This window comes from Nocardia amamiensis NBRC 102102, from assembly GCF_001612745.1.
GTDB classification, from domain to species: Bacteria; Actinomycetota; Actinomycetes; order Mycobacteriales; family Mycobacteriaceae; genus Nocardia; species Nocardia amamiensis.
The window spans coordinates 15,434-35,752 of sequence record NZ_BDBA01000132.1; the positions used below are offsets into that span (position 1 = coordinate 15,434).

Genomic DNA, 20,319 nt, shown 5'->3' on the forward strand with positions numbered 1-20,319 from the left:
ATTTTCATTTGCTGTCGCACCACGGTACAGTCCCCGGCAGCCTTTGTCGAAAATGATTGTCATCTACTGGAGGGAGTTCGCATGTCGGCCCACTGCCAGGTCACCGGACGCAAGCCCGGCTTCGGCAAGTCCGTGTCGCACTCGCACAAGCGGACCAGCCGCCGCTGGAACCCCAACGTCCAGCGCAAGACCTACTACCTGCCCAGCGAAGGACGGCGCATCACACTGACCGTCTCCGCCAAGGGCATCAAGACCATCGACCGGGACGGCATCGAGGCCGTGGTGGCCCGGATCCGGGCACGCGGCGACAAGATCTGAAGGAGCGACCCATGGCGTCGAAATCGACCGACATCCGCCCGATCGTCAAGCTGAAGTCCACCGCAGGCACCGGGTACACCTACGTGACCCGCAAGAACCGCCGCAATGACCCCGATCGCCTGGTGCTGCGCAAATACGACCCGGTCGTGCGCAAGCACGTCGACTTCCGTGAGGAGCGCTGAGATGGCCAAGAAGTCGAAGATCGCGCGCGACCAGCAACGCAGGGCGATCGTGGCGCGCTTCGCCGAACGCCGCGCCGAGCTGAAGGAAATCATCCGGAAACCGGGCAGCTCGGACGCCGATCGGGCCTCCGCCCAGGCCGAACTGCGGCGCCAGCCGCGCGACGCCAGTCCGGTACGATTGCGCAATCGGGACGCCGCCGACGGACGACCGCGCGGTCATCTCCGGAAGTTCGGACTCTCCCGTGTGCGTGTGCGCGAGATGGCCCACCGGGGCGAATTGCCCGGTGTGCACAAATCGAGCTGGTAGACAACCACTGATCTCGTGAGAAGGAACCCGTCATATGGCAGTCAAGCGAGCACCGTCGAAGAAGGTTCGCGCCGAGCAGGCCCGTCGCCCGAAGAAGAACCCGCTCATCGCCGCGGGTATCGAGACGGTCGACTACAAAGACGTGAACCTGCTGCGCACGTTCATCTCCGATCGCGGCAAGATCCGCAGCCGCCGGGTCACCGGGCTCACCCCGCAGCAGCAGCGCCAGGTCGCTGTCGCGGTGAAGAACGCCCGTGAGATGGCGCTGCTGCCGTTCACCAGCCGGTAGGCCGGGCTTTCGAACGCGAGAGAACCTCGAGGACGTTCGGTTCACGCGGTCGTCGCAACACTCTCGATATGAGAGGTTGCGGCGACCGTGTCGTTTTCGAACGATTGTGGCCCAGTTCGGTGCCCGCCTGAGCAGGTTAGCCGGTGCCGGGTTGGCCAACTGGTCGGCGGATATGTGCTTCGAACCGCAGGTATGCGTGATCGCCGATGGAGGGCCGTGTCGGCTGAGCACCGGTCAGAGGTCGAGGACCTGTTTCGAGGTGGGGATTCATTGCCGTAGCCGCGGGTTTCGCCTGTCGGCGCGTGCAGTCGGGCTCGGGTGGCAGTGCGGAGGTAACCAACTGCCAGTGAGTACCGGTGCAGGGGTGGCTGGCCACTACCGAGTGCCGGTGCGGGCGCGGTTGACGGTGTCGACGCGGGATCGGAGCTGGCGCATGAGTTCGTCGGCGGGACCAGGGGTAATGCTGAAATCCTCTTGATTGTGGTGGACCAGCAGGTAGCGGCCGTCGGTGGGGTAGTCGAGCCAGATGAGGGCGTGGCCGTCGTTGGTGGGGCGGGCGTCGTGGGCGGCGCCTGGGTAGACGGTGATCTCGCCGATGCTGGTGCGTGGACGGCGGAGGAATCGGTTGAGTTCTTCGATGGGCGATAGCCGGGTGGGGTGGCGCGTGTACACCGGCTGGTCGAGGTCGGAGCGTCGGGCCGTGAACGGGTAGTGGTCTCCGCCTTGGCAGCGCGGTAGTTTCGCGGCGATCTGGGCGGCCAGCATGTTCGCTGAGCATTGGGTGATGATCACGTCGCGGCCGTGCTCGCGGTCGGGGCCGGGCAATTGCTGCGCGATCGTGGCGACCTGGCCCGCGAGACCTGCGTGGATGCGCACCACCTGGGCGTGGTTCGGGCCGTGGAAACCGTGGATTTCGATCCGTACGCGTGGTTGCAGCAGTGTGGTCAGTGCTCGGTGAAGCCGGTCGTCGAAGACGTTTTGCAACCGCTGTGCCGTGCGGGCGCGTAGCCGCTCGTAGTCGTCGCGGTGTTCGGTGAACTCCGGTCGGTAGCTCAAGGGATACGGCAGCCGGTCCCGTCCCATCGCGGACATGGCGAGAGTGAACGCGAAACCGTCCAGCTGCCAGCGGTTTTCGCTCATCCGCCGATGACTCCGCCCGGCGGCAGCACGCGGGGCTGCTCGCCGAGCAGTTCGGTGGTGCGGTCCTGCACCAGGTAGCTGGGACTGGTGTGCTCCTCGTCGTCTTCGCCCTTGCCTCGTGCGGCAGCGGGCATCCCGAATCCGGGCATGCCCGGCCGCCCGGCCTGGGGATTTCCCGTCCTGGTTCCCGTTGCACTCGGGACGGTCGGCCCGGCCGGTTTGCCGGGGATGCTCTTACCCGGGCCGGGGGTCGGCATGCCGGGGATGCCCGGCGAACCGGGGCTCGATGTGGTGAGGTGCGGTGTGCTGGGGTTCGGTGTATTCGGGCGGCCGACCGGGTCCTCCAGGTAGTTCTGGGGGACGGTCTGTGGCGCGCTGATGTTGGCTGGATTCGTGTCGGGCTGATACGCGTTCTGGTCGTCGGTGTTCTGCGGAGTGGCGCTGTTCGGGTCCGCAGGCTGTTGTCCGTTGGGATTGACTCCGTCCGGATTGGTACCGGTCGGGTAATTCGACGTGGGATTGCTGGCGGGAACTGGTCCGGACGGCGACGGGGGCTGGTCGCCGGACTTGCTGACCGGGTTGTACGGCTCGGGCAGCAGCGGGGTGCGCCCGTCGACCTGCAAGACACCCGGCTGGTAAATCGTGCTCATCACATCCTGGGCATGCGCCTCAGCCTCATTCGCGCGATGCTTCGAAAGCTTCAGCACACCATTGCCCGGGATGTGTCCCAGGAACTCGCCGAGGGCGTTCACATTCTCCGGCGGCGCGACCGAGCGCTTGGCCTGATCGAGGTAGCCCTGCATGAGGTCGATACCGTTCGCGACCATCTCAAAGCCGACGGCCAACTTCTTGAACTCATCCGAGTAGGTGCGGGTGGCCTCCATCGCGGCATTGGCGGCTTTGCCGGTCCACAGTGTGGCGATGTCTTCATCGACACCTTTGCGGAAGTCTTCGATCAGGGCGGTACCTTGATCGGTCAGCCGCCGCCAGCCGTCGGCACCCGCGTTGATATCGGCCTGTTCGACACCCTTGGCCCCGCCATGACCGTTCAGTGCGTTCCAGATCTGCTCGTGCGACCAGGTCTCGAACGCCTCAGGCGCGAGGATCTCGTTCGGCGCGGGCTGGTGGTACTGCGGATCGAGCCTGCCCCACTCGTTCTCGATGATCTGCCGATCGGCTCTCCAGAAGTCATCGGCGTCCTGGCGGAGATCGGCGTCCCGGTCATTGTTCTGATTCGACTGGGTGTGCGCATCGATCACGATGCCCGCCCCAGGCCCGGCGACGACGTTGATGACGCCCTTGGCGACGTCGAGTGGGTTCACCATCAGCCTGCCTCCTGGGTCAGGGTGTTCGGACGTCGGCGGTGCGCATGGTTCTCCTGGCGTCCGCGTCGGATTTTCCCCGTCACAACTATAGGACGCAGGGGTCCCCGGCTCGGTTCCATCCGATTCCGCAGACACCGGCGGGAGTAAGCCCGGCCCGAGCATCGTGTAGCCCGAGCGGTGCCCGGGCCGGATGGTTCCGCCGAGCTGGGCGGAACCGTCCGTCGGCGACGCCAGAGTGCGTGCCGGACGAGGGACGTGGCTTTCCCAGGACCGGCCGCGAGCGCCAGCGTGGTCTACGGATCGAGGAACAGGCGCTCACAAGGAAGGCGCGGCAACCCTGTTGTCTCGCCGGGCATTACGTTCACCGCGTCGGCACGGTGGCGGGTCCGGTGGTCGTGGATGAACGACAGGGCGGCGGTCAAACAGGCAGCAAAGTCGAATCTGACACCGTGCAGGAAGACGCTGAGATGTACGTCCGGCTCGTCGGGGAGCGGGGAATCGTTCGCGCCCATCATTGCTCGCTACTGCACCGAGCCGCGTCGGTGTCGATGACTTCGTCCGACATCCCAGGCAGGTCGGTGCGGTCGTCGACAACGCGGACTCCGGTCCATGGGCAGCGTCCGCCCTCAGCGCGTTCGTGTTCGGTGAGTTTGCCATCATCCAGCCGAACCCAGGTTGTGCAGTAGCGCGATGGGCAAGCCACCTCGACCAGCGCGTTCATGTACGGGTCGACCTTGGCGAATCCGCAGTGCGACCACAGAATCCACGGCCCGCGATCGTGGTCACACACGCGCCACCGTCCGATGCCTTCCCGGCCCGGCGCAGGCGCGGATGGCGTCGACCACGGCGAGGCCCGACGGGCGGTACATGCAACGCGGCGGCTCCACCCAGTGACGGAACCCCGCACACTCATCAGCGGGCGAAGGGAGCGCGATAGTGCCGCCGTCGCGGACTACCGAGACGTTCAAGCGGAACAGCTCGGCGAACAAGCTGACCTCGTCCGGCAGATTCGGCCGGATCAGATAGCTCCATCTGCGCGACCGGGGGTGGGACAGAATCGGACCGAGATCAATCCCCCGGCGCTGCATTTCGATCTTCACGGCCCGCCCCAGAGGTTCGGGCATGATCAATGCCCCCACGTGTGTCGCAGGCATAATAATGCGCCCCAGGTGCGGCGGATCTATGACGGCGGGCAAATCGCACACGCGCCGATAAAAGTGACACCGCTTCAGAGGCGTATCACCAAAAGGTATGTGGTTCAACAGTGCTCCCCTGCTCCCTTAGCTGAAGGTATCGCCCGGCCCCCGAAGCGGAGTCCCGATGACGGAGAAGAGCCGTCTCTCCGGACGCAAACACAGGACACCACGGCGCTTCTACCTGCACGAGACTTCGCTGAGTATTCAAAACAACTCACTCAAAACCCCACGAAGAAGTTCGAACCGGGGGCATCATGTGTTCAGGATCAAGGGGTTTCGCATTCAGAATCGAGGTGCATCAGATGCCTGAGAACGGGTCGCCGACGCTACTGCGCCGCCAGTTGGGTCGCTTCCTGCGTGAACGACGCGAAGCGTGCGGACTGACCATCGCCCTTGCGGCGCAGGCAGTTCAGCTGAGTCCAGCTGCACTGCAACGACTCGAGACCGGACGCCCACAAAAACTACGCAAGCAAGATGTGCGGGCGTTGTGCGAGTCGTACGAGGTAGACCCGGAGGAGATGGAGAAGGCTATCGATCTCGCCGCACAGGCGGCGAAAGACCCGGAGGTCACCACCCTGGGCGGGCTGTTCTCCAACGCGTTCAACATGTACGTAGGGATGGAGCAATCGGCACGCAACCTCGTGACCTATCAAGAGCAGATCCCTGGACTACTGCAAACCGCGGACTACGCGCGGGCAACGTTCAGCGCGTTTCCGGGCTACGACAGCCCAGACGACATCGAACGGCGGGTTGATGTTCGGCTGAGACGGCAAGCTATGGTCACCCGGAAGTCCAATCCGCTGGCAATCGAGGTTCTGCTGCACCAATCCGCCCTGCATCGCGCCGTCGGTGGACCTCAGGTGATGTCACCACAACTCATGTATCTTGCCGAGGTCGGCAAGCTACCCAACGTGACGCTGCGTGTTCATCCCTACTCGGCCGGGATGACCTGGGGTTTCCTACATGGCCCGTTTGTGATACTGGGGTTCGGAACCGACCGCAGAGGCAAGCAGATCGAGCCACCCGTTGTCTACGTCGAAGGGCGGGTGAGCAGCGATCTGTACGTAGACAAGCCCGAGGAGGTGCAACGCTACTATAAGTTGGCTGACGCCATCCGGGCCGATGCACTGGACGAGACACGAACGCGAGACCTGCTTCGTCAGGCGGCAAGGGAGTATGAGCGTGGACGTTGACCTAACTGGGGCACGCTGGTTCAAAAGCAGCCACAGCGAGAGCGGTTCCCAGTGCGTGGAGGTCGCATTTCTCGACGCGGGCATGATTGGTGTGCGCGATTCCAAGAACCCGACAGGCCCGGCCCTGGTGTTCACCCCTGGCGAGTGGGATGCCTTCACCGCGGGCGTCACCGACGGTGAGTTCAACCGCAAGTAGCCGAAAGCAGGAAGGCCCTGCCCTCGTTCAGATTTCGAGGCGCAGGGCCTTCAGCGTATCTCCCCGGTTTGGGTATCAATCCGGGTGCCCGCAGCCTCATCGGTAGCCTGAAGTTTGCCAATCGCGGCAGCGTAGGTGTCGTGCATCATCTGGACGACCTCGATGTGCTGCTGAAGTCGGGCAACGGCGGAGTCATTGGCGTCGTGTGAACCGCCGCCATCTGCCTTCCGCTCGAACTTGACCTTCATGATCTTCGCGGATGGCAGGTCGCCGTAACCCGACAGGTAGGCAAGTTGAGCGGCGTCTGTCTTCATATCTTGCAACCCAGCAAGAAGGGTCTCACAGCGTCGTCTCAGAGCTTCCCCGATGCCCTCTTCCATCTGGAATTCGCCCTCGATGGCCTCCTGTTTGAGTTGCTGCCAGCGCCGCATCTCGCCTTGCAGATTGTCTGTCATGTTGTTCTCCCCTACATGGACTGAAAGCGGCCGGATTCAGATCCGCTTCCGTCACTTGGGCAAGCTGGGCTCGAGGTCTCTTGCATGCTCGGCAGCCAGATCACATCGATCGTGAGTGATCGGTTTGGAGGCGCGCCAGCTCGCACTGATTACGAACATGCCCTGTTCCGCAGGTATCGCCACTCGACAGGTCTCGCCACGCGTATCGGTTTTATCCTGATGGATCAAACCTGTGCGCGGGCCGATCATTACGTCTCGGAAACCGGTCTCCCGGTCGTTTGCCCGGGTCTCGTCCACGGTATGGCTGCTAGAGGCCACATCCACGCGATAAGGAAGGTCTGTCGAGGACCACGCGCAGATACGCCATGACGTCGGACCCTCGGGCGCATCTGTGACGACGTGCTTCGTTGCTGGATCAAGGCCCGTAGCGCGCAGGACATCGTCGCTGAGCTGCGTGCACGGGTTGAAGATCTGGATATCGCCCGCGGACTTGCTTGTCGTGGTGGCGGTTCCGTCCATAGTCGACCCGCAGCCAGTGACCAGTGCCAGCACAGCGGCACCACCGAGCACGGCGCGAAGGACGTCGGCGGTGCGCATAGCTCTCCCTGGCATCGGCGTCGGATTTCCCCGTCACCACTATAGGACGCAGCACTACCCGCCTCGGTTCCGTCCGATCCAACAACACGCCCGACTGGGTGCGCCGGGGGCGATTGCGGCAGGAAAGGCTCGTCGGGATGGCATTGGCCGATGCCGTAGCGGCGGCCGCTGCTGGGCTCAGTGCCTGGCGAACTGGATGGGTGCACCGTCTGCAACGTCGCGACGGCCCAGCGCGTCACCGAGCTGTCGAACGGGACTCCATCTGCGCCGGTGCGGCATCAGCGTGTGCGATTGTTGCGGCCCAGGCGCGGATGGCGTCCCGGTCGTCCGTACGCCTCACGCAGACGCAACCGGCCCCGTTCGGGTACTGCGGGCATCGGTCCATGGCGCGGGCCTTCGCCGCCGAAGTGGTGTCAGGCCGCGACGATGCCAGCGAAGGGGCCGGAGGTGGCGGCCATGAAGCCAGGTAGTTGGCTGGGGTGGAACGGCGGACCATCGGGCAGGAAGACAACGTCGTCGCGGTAGCAGAAGTACAGGTTGTTCCAAACTCGCCAAATAGCTTGCCGCCGTGGCAGATCGGCTTTCAGGCGGATAATCCGGACGACACCGGTAACAGTAATGGGCACGCCCGGGATCAGCAGCCAACCTGACAGGCAGAGCGGCGCAAAGACGGTCACAGCCATCGATGCTCCCAACTCGGAGAACATCAGGATGGCGCCAACGTGCACGAACAGCCCGATGATCAACGCCGTGACTCCTCGCGCGAAGTTCGCTAGGTCGGGCGTCAGCACTGGTGGCGAGAGTTGTTGCGCCAGCGCCGTCTGAGTGGACATGGTGGTCTTGCGGCGGTTCCTGTTGTCGTAGGACCTACCACGCCCCTGCGAAGTGCCTGCCGCGTAAATCGCAGACACCTTCTGGCACTGGTCATTTCGCCGACATATCGGACAGGCCCCCGCATGCATGTGTTCAGCGTAGACCACGGCCGATGTGGGTACTGATCTCGCAGCGGATGTGCTGGTCAGCGCGATCGGCTGTGCGATACGACTCGCTACAGACCGGTTCGGACGTTACACTGGCCGCAGACATTCGAGGGGTGCGGTCCACTGAATCCTGTTGCAGGACGGGAGCCGAAAATGGCACGGTTGCCTCTCCGGTGAACAAATAGGGGGGAGCATCTTTGCGGACGGCCACCATGCATCTGGCCATCCTTGTCCCAATCGCACATGACCATGGCCTGTCAACAGTCGTCCGGTGCGCAATCGCCCTGGAGGGCGGTCGCCCGTTTTCTGCCGCGGGGATGAAGTACCGAATCGTGGACAAGGTCGAGTGCGATCGAACCCCGCTACTGAATTCAGTGTTCGACGTAGGTGAAGGAACGCAGTCCGCATTGGCGGTCAACGGTCGAGAAGAGATGCGGTAATGGCGACGAACGGTTGGTACAACCATTATGACGATCCAGACGAGTTTTGGGACGAAGAGCCGCTTGAAGTCAATCCGGCGCTAAATCGGGGGCAAGATCCTGCATTCGCAAGTTCCGGTATAGACGTTCCTCTGGGGAATTCCGGCATTTCCGAAGTGATACTTCTCCGGGCCGGGCTGATCGAGATGACACTCGACGCTGATCGACTCCCCGTTCGTGTTGAAGTGAATCGCAACCTGCACAGCCGACTGGAGCCTGAGAATTTTTCCGATGCGGCGATGGCAGGCTATTACCTTGCGCTTTGGAAGAATGATGCACCGATCATCGCGCGGGGGCGGTTTACGGAGTTGAGTGTAATGCCATCCCGACGTGCACAGATAATTGCACTCCTCGGCACCCGGTCGCGTTCTCAATTCGAAGCTGTCGAACGAGTATTGCGTGGACGTGATGAGTACACAGCTGACGGTCCCCGTACCAGTTTCGGCACTCACTCTGTGTCCGTGGTAGCAAGCCTATCTCGAATCAGCCGAATTATCATCAGTCCAGACTGGGCCGCAACCGCCGAGCCCTCATATATTGCCCACGATATAGTCGACTGCGCCAACCGAATCCGCGATCGTCGGCCGAAGTTTGGCGAAGAAGGAGTCTGGTCGCACCGTTCTGATGACGAGCTCGAGCGCGAGCTGGCCGAGTACAAGAACCATTTGATGAGGAGCTCGTAATGCCAGATTTTTCAGCCGACCTGAATCAGCTGGTCAAATCAGCGCGATCCTGGGAATATGCATCGAAGGATCTGAAAGAAGGTGCGGCGAAGGCGCAAAGCATCCAGGACAGCAACAAAGAAATCGTATGGGCCCTGTTTCAGGATGCCTGGGATGCGAACTTGAAAGCAGCCCAATATATGTACGATAGAATGAACGAAGGAGGTAAAGAATCGGAGTCCATGGGCGATGTCCTCCAGCATGTCGCCAAGGTGTTGATGGAGCAGGATCAGAACTTCGCGAATGTCCTGCTCAAACTCGATAGTGACGGGAATTGACGAATGGGCGCCACAAAATCTCTCGACGAGATAAACGCGGTACTGACTCAATTCTCGGAAAATGTTGACGAGATCCGCAATTCCCCCCAAGACGTGGAGGAGGCCTTCCGCGAGGCGGCGAAATGGGCCGCTACAGCAGAAGGAGCGTCTTTGTTCGGCGTTCTTGGCGGCGTAGCCGGATATGCGTACGGATCGCTCACCGAGGATGACTTTACGGGATCTATGCAAGAAAACAAGGAGGAGATCAAGAGAAAAATTCAAGAGCTCTTGGAGAAGCTGCAGAGCGCGGTTGACGGACTTAAAGCTCCCGTAGCATTCGTTCAGGTCAGTGAAGAATGGCTGAATCTGCAAACAGAGGTCAACCAGGCTCGAAATTGGGTTTTTACTCAAACGGATCTGCGAACCACCTGGAGCGGGCAATCTGCCGACGCTCACTTTGCAGCGCAGCAACTTCAGGTGGCTGCTACAGACACAGCCAGCGGAATCTGCGACACCGTGAGCAAGGCTCTCCGCGACGTCGCCGACTTGGCCTGGGAGTTCTATTCCACTCTCGTATCGGACATCACGGGATTCTTGGTCGACCTGACAGCCGCGCTCGCCAAGATCGCCACTGGTGTGGGGGCACCGTGGGGCGTCTCGGACGCTATCGACGCCTTGGCGTCTATTATCAAGAAGGTCGTGGATTACGGGCTGAATCTCGGAAAAACGCTCATATCCGAAAGAGGTCAAGTCACAATTATCAACAGCGCCATTGATAATCCTAAATCATTCCATCTCAACAAATGGCCCCAAATCGACGAAGAGTTCGTATCAATCGATAGACCGAACGGCGAAAAGTGGTCGGCTAAGTGATAATGAGAATATTCTCCTTGTCCGTTGGAATTCTGGCCCTTACGGGATGTCAGTTCACGCCGACATCTCAGCCGGTAGAGCTGTATTTGAGTGGGCACACTGTGCAGGAACTGTGTGATTTCCCGAGACAGTTCTTCGTGAACCGCTACAACGTCTCCGATTTGACTGTGAAACCAGCGCAATCGAAGTCCATGTCGTCCAAGATCGAGGCGTTTGCCGGCTGCTTTTACGAAAACTCGGCTGCAGCGGGCGGTAACCAGCTCGGGCATGTTCTACTGCATCAAGAACGTAAGGAATCGCAATCGATTCCTGAAAATTCTCGGGTTCGGATCCTGACCGTCGACGGGGTGACGGTTACTGAAATTGTAGAACCCCTGGGGGAGCTCCAAGATCCCAATGCCGCACGACGGGCGTATACGTTGCAAGCCACTATCGATGGATGGCGGGGTGAACTGCGGTTCACAGCGGGAGATGAACAAGGCGCGCAGGCCGGGGCGCCGGTTCTGGTGGGAATGGTCCGAGCACTGAAAGGTCCTCGCATTCCTTCGACTTCATAAAAGGTCGAGCCAGATCGCTTCCATGCCGCCGGTGGCGTCTTCCGTGTGCTTCACGCAAACGACGGAAGCGATTCGGCCGGTGAAAGAGCGCAGGGACTAGGGTTGCGGTATGGATCGGATACCGGCCGGACGCGCCACCGCAGCTGTCGCCGTTGTGCTCGCCTGCCTCGCGGCCACGGGCTGCGGCGAATCGAAGGACACTGGGACACAAGCGAGCGCTAGCACGACGCAGACCGCGGCGCCGAGCACACCCATCGAGGACCCTAAGGGCAACCAGGGCACTGTGTTCACCGCCGACCCGACTATCGTCGGCGCGCATCCGATCCCGTTCCAGTCATGGACCAAGTTGGCGGACAGCAAGATAGCCGTGAACTTCCAAACCGGTACGCCCGAGTGCTACGGCGTGGATGCCACGGTCACCGAGACCGATTCGACGGTGACGGTCGAACTGCGCTCGGGCACCCGCGCCGACGCGGTGGGCAAGATGTGCACGATGATCGCGGTTTTGGGCACGTTGGAGGTGCCGCTGAAAGCTCCACTTGCCAACCGCACGGTGCTCAGCGCGGTCTAGCGGAGGCGCTGGGAACAGCGAAGGCCGCGCGGACCGAGGCCCGACGCGGCCGTATCGCTGGTGACCTATCTCAGTGGGCGAAGTGGCGCGCCCCGGTGAGGTACAGGGTGACACCTGCCTCACGGGCGATGTCGATGGTCTCCTGGTCGCGCACCGAGCCGCCGGGCTGGACGATGGCACGGACGCCGGCCTGGATCAGGGTCTGCGGTCCGTCCGGGAACGGGAAGTAGGCGTCGGAGGCGGCTACCGAGCCCTTGGCCCGGTCACCGGCCCGCTGCACCGCTAGGCCGACCGCGTCCACCCGGTTGACCTGGCCCATGCCGACGCCGACCGACGCGCCGTCGTGCGCGAGCAGGATCGCGTTGGACTTCACCGCACGGCAGGCACGCCAGGCGAAGCCCAGATCGGCCAGGGTCTGCGGGTCGGCGGGCTCGCCCGCGGCCAGCGTCCAGTTGGCCGGGTCGTCGCCCGCGGCGTCGAGCACGTCGCGCTGCTGCAACAGTGCGCCGCCGCTGATCGGGCGCAGTTCGGCGCCCGCGCGCCGGGGCCGCTCGGCGACGAGGATGCGCACGTTCTTCTTGCGCTGCAACACTTCCACGGCGCCGTCGGCGTAGGACGGCGCGACGATCACCTCGGTGAAGATCTCCGCGACCTGCTCGGCCATCTCCACGGTGACCTCGCGGTTCGCGGCAATCACCCCACCGAACGCGCTGACCGGATCGCACGCGTGCGCCTTGCGGTGCGCCTCGGCGATATCGGCGCCGAGCGCGATGCCGCACGGGTTGGCGTGCTTGATGATCGCGACGGCCGGGTCGTCGTGGTCGAAGGCCGCCCGCCAGGCCGCGTCGGCGTCGACGTAGTTGTTGTACGACATCTCCTTGCCGTGCAACTGCCGTGCCTGCGCCAGCCCGAGGCTGCCGTCGCCGTTGGTGTACAGCGCGGCCGCCTGATGCGGATTCTCGCCGTAGCGCAGTACCGCCGAGCGTTCCCAGGTGCCGCCGAGCCATTCGGGGAACCGGGTCGCCGCGTCGGCCTCCCCGTCGACGGCCAGCACGTTGGTCAGCCAGCCGGCGACCGCGACGTCGTAACTCGCGGTGTGCTGGAAAGCCTTGGCGGCCAAGGCGGTCCGCTCGGCCAGCGTGAAGCCGCCGGACTTCACCGCGGCCAGCACGTCGTCGTAGTCGCGGCTGTCGACCACCACCGCCACCGACGGATGATTCTTCGCCGCGGCGCGCACCATGGACGGCCCGCCGATATCGATCTGCTCCACGCACTCGTCGGGACTCGCCCCGCTCGCCACGGTCTGCGTGAACGGGTAGAGATTCACCACCACCAGCTGGAACGCCTCCACACCGAGTTCGACCAGCTGATCGACGTGCTCCTGCTTGCGCGAGTCGGCCAGGATGCCCGCGTGCACCCGCGGATGCAGCGTCTTGACCCGGCCGTCGAGGGTCTCCGGGAACCCGGTCAGGTCCTCGACCTTGGTCACCGGGATGCCCGCATCAGCGATCTTGCCCGCGGTGGATCCGGTCGAGACCAGCTCGATGCCCGCGGCGTGCAGACCGGTCGCGAGCTCGATGAGACCCGTCTTGTCGTAGACGCTCACCAGCGCCCTGCTGATCGGCTTGCGTTCACTCACCGGAGAACTCGCTCATCTGGGATAACTGCCTTTCGTCCATCGGAGACAATGCCTCTCGTGGCGACGGCGGCGACAACCTCCGCCAGCAACCGTCGCTCGACAACCTTGATGCGCTCGTGCAGGGTGGCCTCGTCGTCATCGGGCCGAACCGCCACCGCCTCCTGCGCCAGAATCGGGCCGGTGTCCACGCCCTCGTCCACCAGATGCACCGTGCAGCCGGTGACCCGCGCTCCATAGGCAAGAGCGTCACGCACTCCGTGCGCGCCCGCGAACGAGGGCAGCAGCGCGGGGTGGGTGTTGATGATCCGGCCGCCGAACCGGTCCAGGAAGGCGGGGCCGAGCAGCTTCATGAAGCCCGCCGACACCACGAGATCCGGGTCGTAGGCCACGACCGCGTCGGTGAACGCGACATCCCAGGCGGCGCGGTCGGGAAAGTCCTTCAGCGCCACCCGGAAATGCGGCACGCCCGCGGCGTCCGCGTGGCCGGTGGCGGCGCAGGTGCGGTCGACACCCACGGCGACGATCTTCGCCGGGTACCCGGGAGCGGACGCGGCGTCCAACAGTGCGCGCAGCAGCGAGCCGGTGCCCGACGCCAGCACGACGACGGTGGCCGGAGCCGCTGCGGGCTTCCACGGGGCGTGCGAGGACGTCAGCGTAATACTCCTGCGATCGATCGGTATGGCGTACGAATGCGGCACCGCCGGGTTAAAGCCTAACGGCCGTCCACCCGGTCACTGTTCGGCAGGTCCGTCTCGACCACCTCGGCGTCGACGATGTCGGCCATGGGGTCGCCGTGGCGCGCACCGCCCGTCTCGATCGCCGCCGGTTCGTCGACGAGCTCGGCGTCGAGTGCGTCTTCCAGCTCCGGCCTGTCGTAGTCGAGCGAGCGGTCGTCGCGGTAGTCGTAGTAGTCGTCGTCCGCGTAGTCGTCGTCCGCGTAGTCGTCGTAGTCCGAGTCCGCGTAGTAGTCGTCGTCTTCGTCGTCGTAGTCGTCGTAGGAATCGCGGTAGTCGGCAGGCGGGACGCCGACCGGCAGCAGGAACCAGCGCGCGAAAACCAGGCCCGCGTAGCCGGGAACCGCGAGCCAGGCGAAGGTGATCAGCGTGAAGATCGGCAGATCCAGCCCGACCCGGCCGAACGTGCCGAGTTCGCCGCCCGCGAGCGCGCCCGCCACCGCCAGGGCGAGCGATGCCAGCGCAGCCGAGCTGAGCGTCGCCCACGGTGCGGTGATCCGGTCGGTCGAGGTACGGGCGCAATCCAACCCGCCGAGCACGCCGACCGCGGCCGGGACGAGCAACAGCACCGGCCACCATCCCGCCGCCGGACCGGTCGGTACCGCGGCGAGCAGCGGGAAGGCCGGAATCGGGCCGCCCACCACCGAGAACACGCCGAACGAGGCGGCGCCGATATGCGCGCTGGAGCCGACCAGCACACCGACCGTGTGGACCACCAGGTTGGGCAGATACAGCAGCGCGAGCAGGGTCAACCCGAGCACGCCCACGGCGTTGCCCGCCGACTGATAGGCGTCATCGACCCGCGTGACGTGCGCGAGGAACGATACGACCACCACCGCGGTGGCGCAGCCCAACAGGCGCACGACCGACCGGCCCGCGCCGTACAGGCCCGATACGGCCCAATCGGGTATCGGCAACAGCACGAACAGCAGTCGTCGGATACGAATGGCGATGCCGGCGACGGCGGCGAGCAGATACAGCACCGCGACCCACGCGAAGGCGGCGAGAGGGTTCGGCGGTTGCAGTGCGATGACACCCGATGCGTCTTCGGCGACGGCGAGGCAGACCGACGTGACCAGCAGTGGGCCGCCGACCGCGGCGCCGACGATCCACCCGAGATCGGCTTTGGTGCAGTCGGTTTCCACGGCCCGAGCGCATTCCCTCCCGGCCAGCCAGACCAGCAGCGCGGTCGGCAGCAGCGGAAGCAGGCCCAGCGAGGTCTTGCCGATCACCAGCGGAACCTGGTGCGCGCCCAGCCAGCCGGCGGCGACCGCGCCGGAGGCTCCCGCGAGATCACTGCCCGAGGTCAGCAGCGTGCACAGCACGAGAACGGCGAAGGTGGTGAGGCCGAATGCCGCGGGACGGGCCGCGACGGAGATGAGAACCCTGGACCGCTCCGGAGTCAGGGACAGAAACCCGGCCTCGTCCGCATCGGGGTGCGGCTGCGGCGCGCCGGTTCGGCGCGTCGAGGAGTTTCTGGGGGAGCTCATGGCTTTTGAGCGTGGCAGCTTCCCCGGCGCGAGCGGGTCAGGCGCGCCGGGAAAGAGCTGCCACGCTGCCGTCGCGCCAGGGAAGGCGGCGCGGTGTTACTTGTTGTTGTCGTCCGAGGGACGGAATGCCTGGGTGGCGTCGGAGGACGGATCGCCACCCTGCTCGCCGCCGAACGGCTGGCTCGGCTGGCTCGGCTGCTGTCCGAACCCCGGCGAGCCGTAGGGCGACTGCTGGCCCGAGGGCTGCCCGCCGAAATTCTGGGTCGCGCTCTCGTCCGGACGCGGCTGCGCGCCGTAGGGCGAACCCGGCTGCTGGGACGCGCCGTATGCCGTGGTCGGCTGGCTCTGCCCATAGGGCGAGGGCGACTGCGGCTGCCCATAGGGCTGACCCTGCTGACTCTGGCCGTAGCTCGGCTGGCTCTGCCCGTAGGGCGAAGGCTGCTGCGAGGGGAACTGCGGCGGGGCGGACTGGCCGTAGCCGGACTGCCCGTACGGCCCGCTCGGTCCGTAACCGGGCTGACTCGGCTGCCCCTGACCATAGGACGCCTGCCCGAACGACGGCGGCTGCTGGCCGTAACCGGCCTGCCCGAAACCGCTCGGCGCGGTGGCCGGGCGCGGTGCCGGCGCCTTGACGACGCCCGCGTCGAACAGCGCCGCCGTGATCGCGACCGCAGTCTGCACGAACGCGAGGACCAGCAGGATGTACGCGCCCACCTCCAGCTCGCTGCCCTCACCGAAGTTGAACGACTGGAACAGCAGCGCGATGAAGCCCGCGGTCGAGGCCGCGGCGGCCGCGCCGATCCAGTTCTGCTTCGGCAGCAACGACAGCGCGGCGAGCAGGCCGCCGAGCAGTAGCAGTCCGAGCAGCGGCGAGCCGGACGCCACCTCGAACAGGTTGGCCGTCTCCGGCTCACTGACCCGGCGGCCGCCGAGATCGATCGGCTTGCTGCCGAGGAACGGCAGGAAGCCGAGCAGGAAGTTGATCACGCCGAGCGCCGCTACCCCGACCACCAGGAAGAACGGCAGACCTTTGGCATCGGAACCGGTAGCGCTCGAACCTGAACTGGCGCCACCCGCGGCCGGGCTCGGGCTGGACGGCGCTGAGGGCGAGGGTGCGTTGTACCCGGAGCCCCCGGTCGGGTAAGACATGTCGTCGTCTCCTAAATCGAGTCGTTCATGGTCTTCACGGCTGGATTACTTCTGACGCTACTGCACTGCCCGGCACAGGTCACCCTGCGCCAATTGCCCGGACGGGCGAATCCGCCCCGATCCCGGCAGGTCGCCGCACGCTATCGCGATACGTGTCCGACCGCAGCCTCTAGCAAGACCACCGACCGCTGAGGTAACTGTTGCCCTCGGTGGCTGTTTTCACACTGCCGGGGTTCTCACCCACGGGGAATGAACACTGCCACATACCGGTGAACCGTTCGTGCGGCTGCCTCGTGTCTAGAGGTGGAAAATGCGCGAGCCCGGAGAGACCAACGGTTCCACGCGTGGCCGGTCAGGAGGCTCGGCTGCTGCCCAAGCCTGAGCCCACCGGCCACACATGACGAAGGCCGCCCCCCGAATTCGGAGGCGGCCTTCGTGCGTGGTCGCGGATCGGATCAGGCGCTGATGCTGGCCTTCTCCAGGATCTCGCGGGCCAGCGCGGCAGTCTCGGACGGCGTCTTGCCGACCTTGACGCCCGCCGCCTCCAGCGCGTCCTTCTTCGCCTGGGCGGTGCCCGACGAGCCGGACACGATGGCGCCCGCGTGGCCCATCGTCTTGCCCTCGGGGGCGGTGAAGCCGGCCACGTAGCCGACGACCGGCTTGGTGACGTTGGCCTTGATGTAGGCGGCCGCCCGCTCCTCGGCGTCGCCGCCGATCTCGCCGATCATGACGATCAGCTTGGTCTCCGGGTCCTTCTCGAACGCCTCGATGGCGTCGATGTGGGTGGTGCCGATGACCGGGTCGCCGCCGATGCCGATGGAGGTGGAGAAGCCGAAGTCACGCAGCTCGTACATCATCTGGTAGGTCAGCGTGCCGGACTTCGAGACCAGGCCGATCGGGCCCTTGCCGGTGATGTTGGCCGGGGTGATGCCGACCAGCGACTCGCCGGGAGTGATGATGCCGGGGCAGTTCGGGCCGATGATCCGGGTCTTGGCGCCCTTCTCCACGTTGTAGGCCCAGGCGTAGGCGGTGTCCTGCACCGGGATGCCCTCGGTGATGACCACCAGCAGCGGGATCTCCGCGTCGATGGCCTCGATGATGGCGTCCTTGGCGAACTTCGGCGGCACGAACGCGATGGACACATCGGCGCCGGTCTCCTTGATGGCCTCCGCGACGGTGCCGAACACCGGCAGCTCGACCGCGTTGCCATCCTTGTCGGTGTGCGCCACGGTGGTGCCCGCCTTGCGCGCGTTCACACCGCCCACGATCTGGGTGCCCGCCTTCAGCATCAGCGCGGTGTGCTTGGTGCCCTCGCCGCCGGTGATGCCCTGGACGATGACCTTGGAATCCTTGTTCAGGAAGATAGACATTCTTTTCGTCCTTACTCGGCCGTCGTTATTTGGCGGCTGCCAGTTCGGCGGCCTTGTCGGCGCCTTCGTCCATTGTCTGCGCCAGCGTCACCAGCGGGTGCGCGGCCTCGACGAGGATCGTGCGGCCCTCGTCGACCCGGTTGCCGTCGAGGCGGACCACCAGCGGCTTGTTCGCGTTGTCGCCCAGGATCTCCAGCGCCTTCACGATGCCGTTGGCGACCGCGTCACAGGCGGTGATGCCGCCGAACACGTTGACGAACACGCTCTTGACCTGCTCGTCGTTCAGGATGACGTCCAGGCCCGCGGCCATCACCTCGGCCGAGGCGCCACCGCCGATGTCCAGGAAGTTGGCCGGCTTCACACCGCCGTGGTTCTCGCCCGCGTAGGCGACGACGTCCAGGGTCGACATGACCAGGCCGGCGCCGTTGCCGATGATGCCGACCTCGCCGTCCAGCTTGACGTAGTTGAGGTCGTTCTCCTTGGCCTTGAGCTCGAGCGGGTCGGTCGCGTCCTTGTCCGCGAACGCCGCGTGGTCGTCGTGGCGGAACTCGGCGTTCTCGTCCAGGGTGACCTTGCCGTCCAGCGCCAGGATCTCGTCCTGCGGGGTGCGCACGAGCGGGTTGACCTCGACCAGGGTGGCGTCCTCCTTGACGAACACCTCCCACAGCTTCTGGATGGTCACGGCCGCGGCGTCGAGCACGTCGGCGGGCAGGTGGCCCTGCTCGGCGATCGAGCGCGCGAACGCCAGGTCGACGCCCTTGACCGCGTCGACGGGAACCTTGGCCAGCCGCTCCGGCTTGGTCGCGGCGACCTCTTCGATCTCCATGCCGCCCTCGACCGAGCACATGGCCAGGTAGGTCCGGTTGGCCCGGTCCAGCAGGAAGGAGATGTAGTACTCCTCGGCGATGTCCTTGGCTTCGGCGACGAGGATCTTCTTGGTGATGTGGCCCTTGATGTCCAGGCCGATGATGTTCTGCGCGTGCGTGAGCGCGTCGTCCGGAGTGGCGGCGTACTTGACGCCACCCGCCTTACCGCGGCCACCGGCCTTGACCTGGGCCTTGATCATCACCGGCTTGCCGATTTCCGCCGCGATGGCGCGGGCGTCCTCGGCCGTGTCCGTGACGCGGCCCTCGGACGAAGGCACTCCGTGCTTAACGAAGAGCTCCTTCGCCTGATATTCGAAGAGATCCATGTACTCACCGTCTCGTCTGCGTTGTGATGACAACGTCTTTGTTGGCGGCCCGACGTCGGAAGCGGGTCGGGTCGGACTTTAACCAGTCACATGGAGGGCCAATCGGCCACGTACATCCTAAGTGGCGCAGGTCACGGGCCGGTCCTGCCGGACAGCAAAACCCCTGGCCAACACTACCGACGAGTAGGTTGCCGACGGCGTGCCAGGTAGAGCCGCCGAACCCGGAAACAGAAGGCCTTCTACTACAACTCGTCGTCGAGAGATCTCGCCGGCGCACCCATATCGCGGTGAGATACTCGGCGCATCTAAAGTGATCAATCTCACATGTTTGTTACGGAATGTCCGCACCGCTTGTGGGGGTGCAATCGTTTCGTTACCGTCATTGCGGTCGATGTCACAACACGGTCACGACTAGGAGGACGGCAAGCTTTGACGCAGCACAGCGTTCCGCAGCCTGAGAGCCGCTCCGCATATGACCGATCGACGCCGCTGACCAGCGGATATCCCAGTTCTTCCCGCTTCACGATGTGGCACCGCCGATGAATCACCGCTCCACCTTCGCCTCCGATGATCGCCTGCGGTCCGGACATCGTTACCGGGAGGACGACGAGTCCTTCGGTGCGGCGAGCCCGTACGCAGGCACCCAGATCGACGGATATGGGGACTCCTCGTACGGCGCGAGCTCGCAGTACGACTACCACCCCACCGCAGGCCAGGGTCAAGGTTTCGCAACCGATCACGCGTCGTTCGAGCCGCCGGTTCACGACGCGGGCTATGACCACGCGGCCTACCAGAGCACCGGCTACGACGGCTCCTGGGCCTCGAACAACGCTTGGGCGCAACAGGATTGGTCTGAGCAGGACTCGTGGACCGACGGTGGCGCGTGGAGCTCCGGTGACGCGTGGGCCGAAGAGGAGGCCTGGACGCCGGAAGCGAAGCAGTGGGTGGCCGAGGACACCGGCTGCTGGGCACCGGAGGAATCCTGGGCGTCGGAGACCGCCGAACCCGAGGCGACCGACACCGGCACCGAGCTCCCCGCCGTGCCGACCGTGATTCCCGCCCGCCGCCCCGGGAACAAGCGCGGGGGCGCGCACCGAGTGCCCGCGCC

Annotated in this window: 25 protein-coding genes and 1 pseudogene; 12 read left to right on the forward strand and 14 right to left on the reverse strand. The window is 64.8% G+C overall.

Annotated features, from left to right (window positions below; translation table 11 throughout):
* Positions 1 to 81 precede the first annotated feature (81 nt).
* Genes rpmB through rpsR form a run of 4 tightly spaced genes read left to right on the forward strand, consistent with a single transcriptional unit; the run spans position 82 to position 1,096 of the window.
* Positions 82 to 318 carry a 50S ribosomal protein L28 gene (gene rpmB / locus NA4_RS23860; protein WP_067474136.1) on the forward strand — a complete coding sequence of 79 codons (237 nt, stop codon included), beginning with the start codon at positions 82 to 84 and terminating at the stop codon, positions 316 to 318.
* An 11-nt stretch (positions 319 to 329) separates the two neighbouring features.
* Positions 330 to 500, forward strand: coding sequence for a 50S ribosomal protein L33 (gene rpmG, locus NA4_RS23865; protein ID WP_019049259.1), 171 nt, complete (start codon positions 330 to 332; stop codon positions 498 to 500).
* A 1-nt stretch (position 501) separates the two neighbouring features.
* On the forward strand, positions 502 to 807 hold the full coding sequence (gene rpsN, locus NA4_RS23870; RefSeq protein WP_067474139.1) for a 30S ribosomal protein S14: 306 nt from the start codon (positions 502 to 504) through the stop codon (positions 805 to 807).
* Between the two features lie 34 nt (positions 808 to 841).
* Entirely contained in the window at positions 842 to 1,096 is a 255-nt protein-coding gene (gene rpsR, locus NA4_RS23875; protein WP_011211513.1) for a 30S ribosomal protein S18, read from the forward strand.
* A 375-nt stretch (positions 1,097 to 1,471) separates the two neighbouring features.
* Here rpsR and NA4_RS23880 read toward each other — a convergent pair whose 3' ends face one another.
* From NA4_RS23880 to NA4_RS23900, 5 genes are all read right to left on the reverse strand, one after another.
* A complete protein-coding gene (locus tag NA4_RS23880; RefSeq protein WP_067474143.1) occupies positions 1,472 to 2,236 on the reverse strand; it encodes an ESX secretion-associated protein EspG in 765 nt (254 codons plus the stop codon).
* Complete coding sequence (locus tag NA4_RS23885; protein WP_067474146.1) at positions 2,233 to 3,561, reverse strand: hypothetical protein; 1,329 nt, start codon at positions 3,559 to 3,561, stop codon at positions 2,233 to 2,235. The genes NA4_RS23880 and NA4_RS23885 overlap by 4 nt, the downstream gene beginning before the upstream one ends.
* A 293-nt stretch (positions 3,562 to 3,854) precedes the next feature.
* Positions 3,855 to 4,076 (reverse strand): hypothetical protein, encoded by a 222-nt coding sequence (locus NA4_RS23890; RefSeq protein WP_067474149.1) that lies wholly within the window; start codon positions 4,074 to 4,076, stop codon positions 3,855 to 3,857.
* Positions 4,073 to 4,351, reverse strand: a complete 279-nt coding sequence (locus NA4_RS23895) for a hypothetical protein (RefSeq protein WP_067474152.1) — start codon at positions 4,349 to 4,351, stop codon at positions 4,073 to 4,075. The genes NA4_RS23890 and NA4_RS23895 overlap by 4 nt, the downstream gene beginning before the upstream one ends.
* Positions 4,344 to 4,685 carry a DNA-directed RNA polymerase subunit beta gene (locus NA4_RS23900; protein WP_245671563.1) on the reverse strand — a complete coding sequence of 114 codons (342 nt, stop codon included), beginning with the start codon at positions 4,683 to 4,685 and terminating at the stop codon, positions 4,344 to 4,346. The genes NA4_RS23895 and NA4_RS23900 overlap by 8 nt, the downstream gene beginning before the upstream one ends.
* Positions 4,686 to 5,059: 374 nt before the next feature.
* On the opposite strand from NA4_RS23900, the gene NA4_RS23905 reads away from it, so the two are divergent.
* On the forward strand, positions 5,060 to 5,950 hold the full coding sequence (locus tag NA4_RS23905; RefSeq protein WP_067474202.1) for a helix-turn-helix domain-containing protein: 891 nt from the start codon (positions 5,060 to 5,062) through the stop codon (positions 5,948 to 5,950).
* Positions 5,940 to 6,146, forward strand: a complete 207-nt coding sequence (locus tag NA4_RS23910; protein WP_084497391.1) for a DUF397 domain-containing protein — start codon at positions 5,940 to 5,942, stop codon at positions 6,144 to 6,146. Before NA4_RS23905 ends, NA4_RS23910 begins: the two co-directional genes overlap by 11 nt.
* A gap of 50 nt (positions 6,147 to 6,196) precedes the next feature.
* Here the strand turns inward: NA4_RS23910 and NA4_RS23915 are convergent, their stop codons facing one another.
* The 3 genes from NA4_RS23915 to NA4_RS23925 all read right to left on the reverse strand — a co-directional run bounded on the left by NA4_RS23915 (position 6,197) and on the right by NA4_RS23925 (position 7,944).
* On the reverse strand, positions 6,197 to 6,601 hold the full coding sequence (locus tag NA4_RS23915) for a hypothetical protein (protein ID WP_067474161.1): 405 nt from the start codon (positions 6,599 to 6,601) through the stop codon (positions 6,197 to 6,199).
* Between the two features lie 51 nt (positions 6,602 to 6,652).
* On the reverse strand, positions 6,653 to 7,198 hold the full coding sequence (locus tag NA4_RS23920; protein ID WP_067474164.1) for a DUF3558 domain-containing protein: 546 nt from the start codon (positions 7,196 to 7,198) through the stop codon (positions 6,653 to 6,655).
* A 413-nt stretch (positions 7,199 to 7,611) separates the two neighbouring features.
* Entirely contained in the window at positions 7,612 to 7,944 is a 333-nt protein-coding gene (locus tag NA4_RS23925) for a hypothetical protein (protein WP_157129262.1), read from the reverse strand.
* A gap of 673 nt (positions 7,945 to 8,617) precedes the next feature.
* Between NA4_RS23925 and NA4_RS40695 the strand changes: the two genes are divergently transcribed.
* The 5 genes from NA4_RS40695 (at position 8,618) to NA4_RS23940 (ending at position 11,637) form a co-directional block, all read left to right on the forward strand.
* Positions 8,618 to 9,340 carry a hypothetical protein gene (locus NA4_RS40695; RefSeq protein ID WP_157129263.1) on the forward strand — a complete coding sequence of 241 codons (723 nt, stop codon included), beginning with the start codon at positions 8,618 to 8,620 and terminating at the stop codon, positions 9,338 to 9,340.
* On the forward strand, positions 9,340 to 9,657 hold the full coding sequence (locus tag NA4_RS23930; RefSeq protein WP_067474172.1) for a hypothetical protein: 318 nt from the start codon (positions 9,340 to 9,342) through the stop codon (positions 9,655 to 9,657). Before NA4_RS40695 ends, NA4_RS23930 begins: the two co-directional genes overlap by 1 nt.
* 3 nt (positions 9,658 to 9,660) lie before the next feature.
* Entirely contained in the window at positions 9,661 to 10,509 is an 849-nt protein-coding gene (locus NA4_RS23935; protein WP_067474176.1) for a hypothetical protein, read from the forward strand.
* Positions 10,510 to 10,526: 17 nt separating this feature from the next.
* On the forward strand, positions 10,527 to 11,066 hold the full coding sequence (locus tag NA4_RS40700) for a hypothetical protein (protein ID WP_157129264.1): 540 nt from the start codon (positions 10,527 to 10,529) through the stop codon (positions 11,064 to 11,066).
* 109 nt (positions 11,067 to 11,175) lie between these two features.
* Complete coding sequence (locus NA4_RS23940) at positions 11,176 to 11,637, forward strand: hypothetical protein (protein WP_067474179.1); 462 nt, start codon at positions 11,176 to 11,178, stop codon at positions 11,635 to 11,637.
* 70 nt (positions 11,638 to 11,707) lie between these two features.
* Here NA4_RS23940 and purH read toward each other — a convergent pair whose 3' ends face one another.
* From purH to sucC, 6 genes are all read right to left on the reverse strand, one after another.
* A complete protein-coding gene (gene purH / locus NA4_RS23945) occupies positions 11,708 to 13,276 on the reverse strand; it encodes a bifunctional phosphoribosylaminoimidazolecarboxamide formyltransferase/IMP cyclohydrolase (RefSeq protein WP_067474182.1) in 1,569 nt (522 codons plus the stop codon).
* Positions 13,273 to 13,935 carry a phosphoribosylglycinamide formyltransferase gene (purN, locus tag NA4_RS23950; protein WP_373862822.1) on the reverse strand — a complete coding sequence of 221 codons (663 nt, stop codon included), beginning with the start codon at positions 13,933 to 13,935 and terminating at the stop codon, positions 13,273 to 13,275. Before purN ends, purH begins: the two co-directional genes overlap by 4 nt.
* A 53-nt stretch (positions 13,936 to 13,988) precedes the next feature.
* On the reverse strand, positions 13,989 to 15,500 hold the full coding sequence (locus tag NA4_RS23955) for a cell division protein PerM (RefSeq protein ID WP_067474185.1): 1,512 nt from the start codon (positions 15,498 to 15,500) through the stop codon (positions 13,989 to 13,991).
* A 96-nt stretch (positions 15,501 to 15,596) separates the two neighbouring features.
* Positions 15,597 to 16,649, reverse strand: a complete 1,053-nt coding sequence (locus tag NA4_RS23960; protein ID WP_067474188.1) for a DUF5336 domain-containing protein — start codon at positions 16,647 to 16,649, stop codon at positions 15,597 to 15,599.
* Between the two features lie 455 nt (positions 16,650 to 17,104).
* Positions 17,105 to 18,019 (reverse strand): succinate--CoA ligase subunit alpha, encoded by a 915-nt coding sequence (sucD, locus tag NA4_RS23965; RefSeq protein WP_040782761.1) that lies wholly within the window; start codon positions 18,017 to 18,019, stop codon positions 17,105 to 17,107.
* A gap of 25 nt (positions 18,020 to 18,044) precedes the next feature.
* Complete coding sequence (gene sucC, locus NA4_RS23970; RefSeq protein WP_067474191.1) at positions 18,045 to 19,211, reverse strand: ADP-forming succinate--CoA ligase subunit beta; 1,167 nt, start codon at positions 19,209 to 19,211, stop codon at positions 18,045 to 18,047.
* Between the two features lie 539 nt (positions 19,212 to 19,750).
* On the opposite strand from sucC, the pseudogene NA4_RS23975 reads away from it, so the two are divergent.
* A pseudogene (locus tag NA4_RS23975) lies at positions 19,751 to 20,319 on the forward strand (hypothetical protein); the annotation flags it as partial.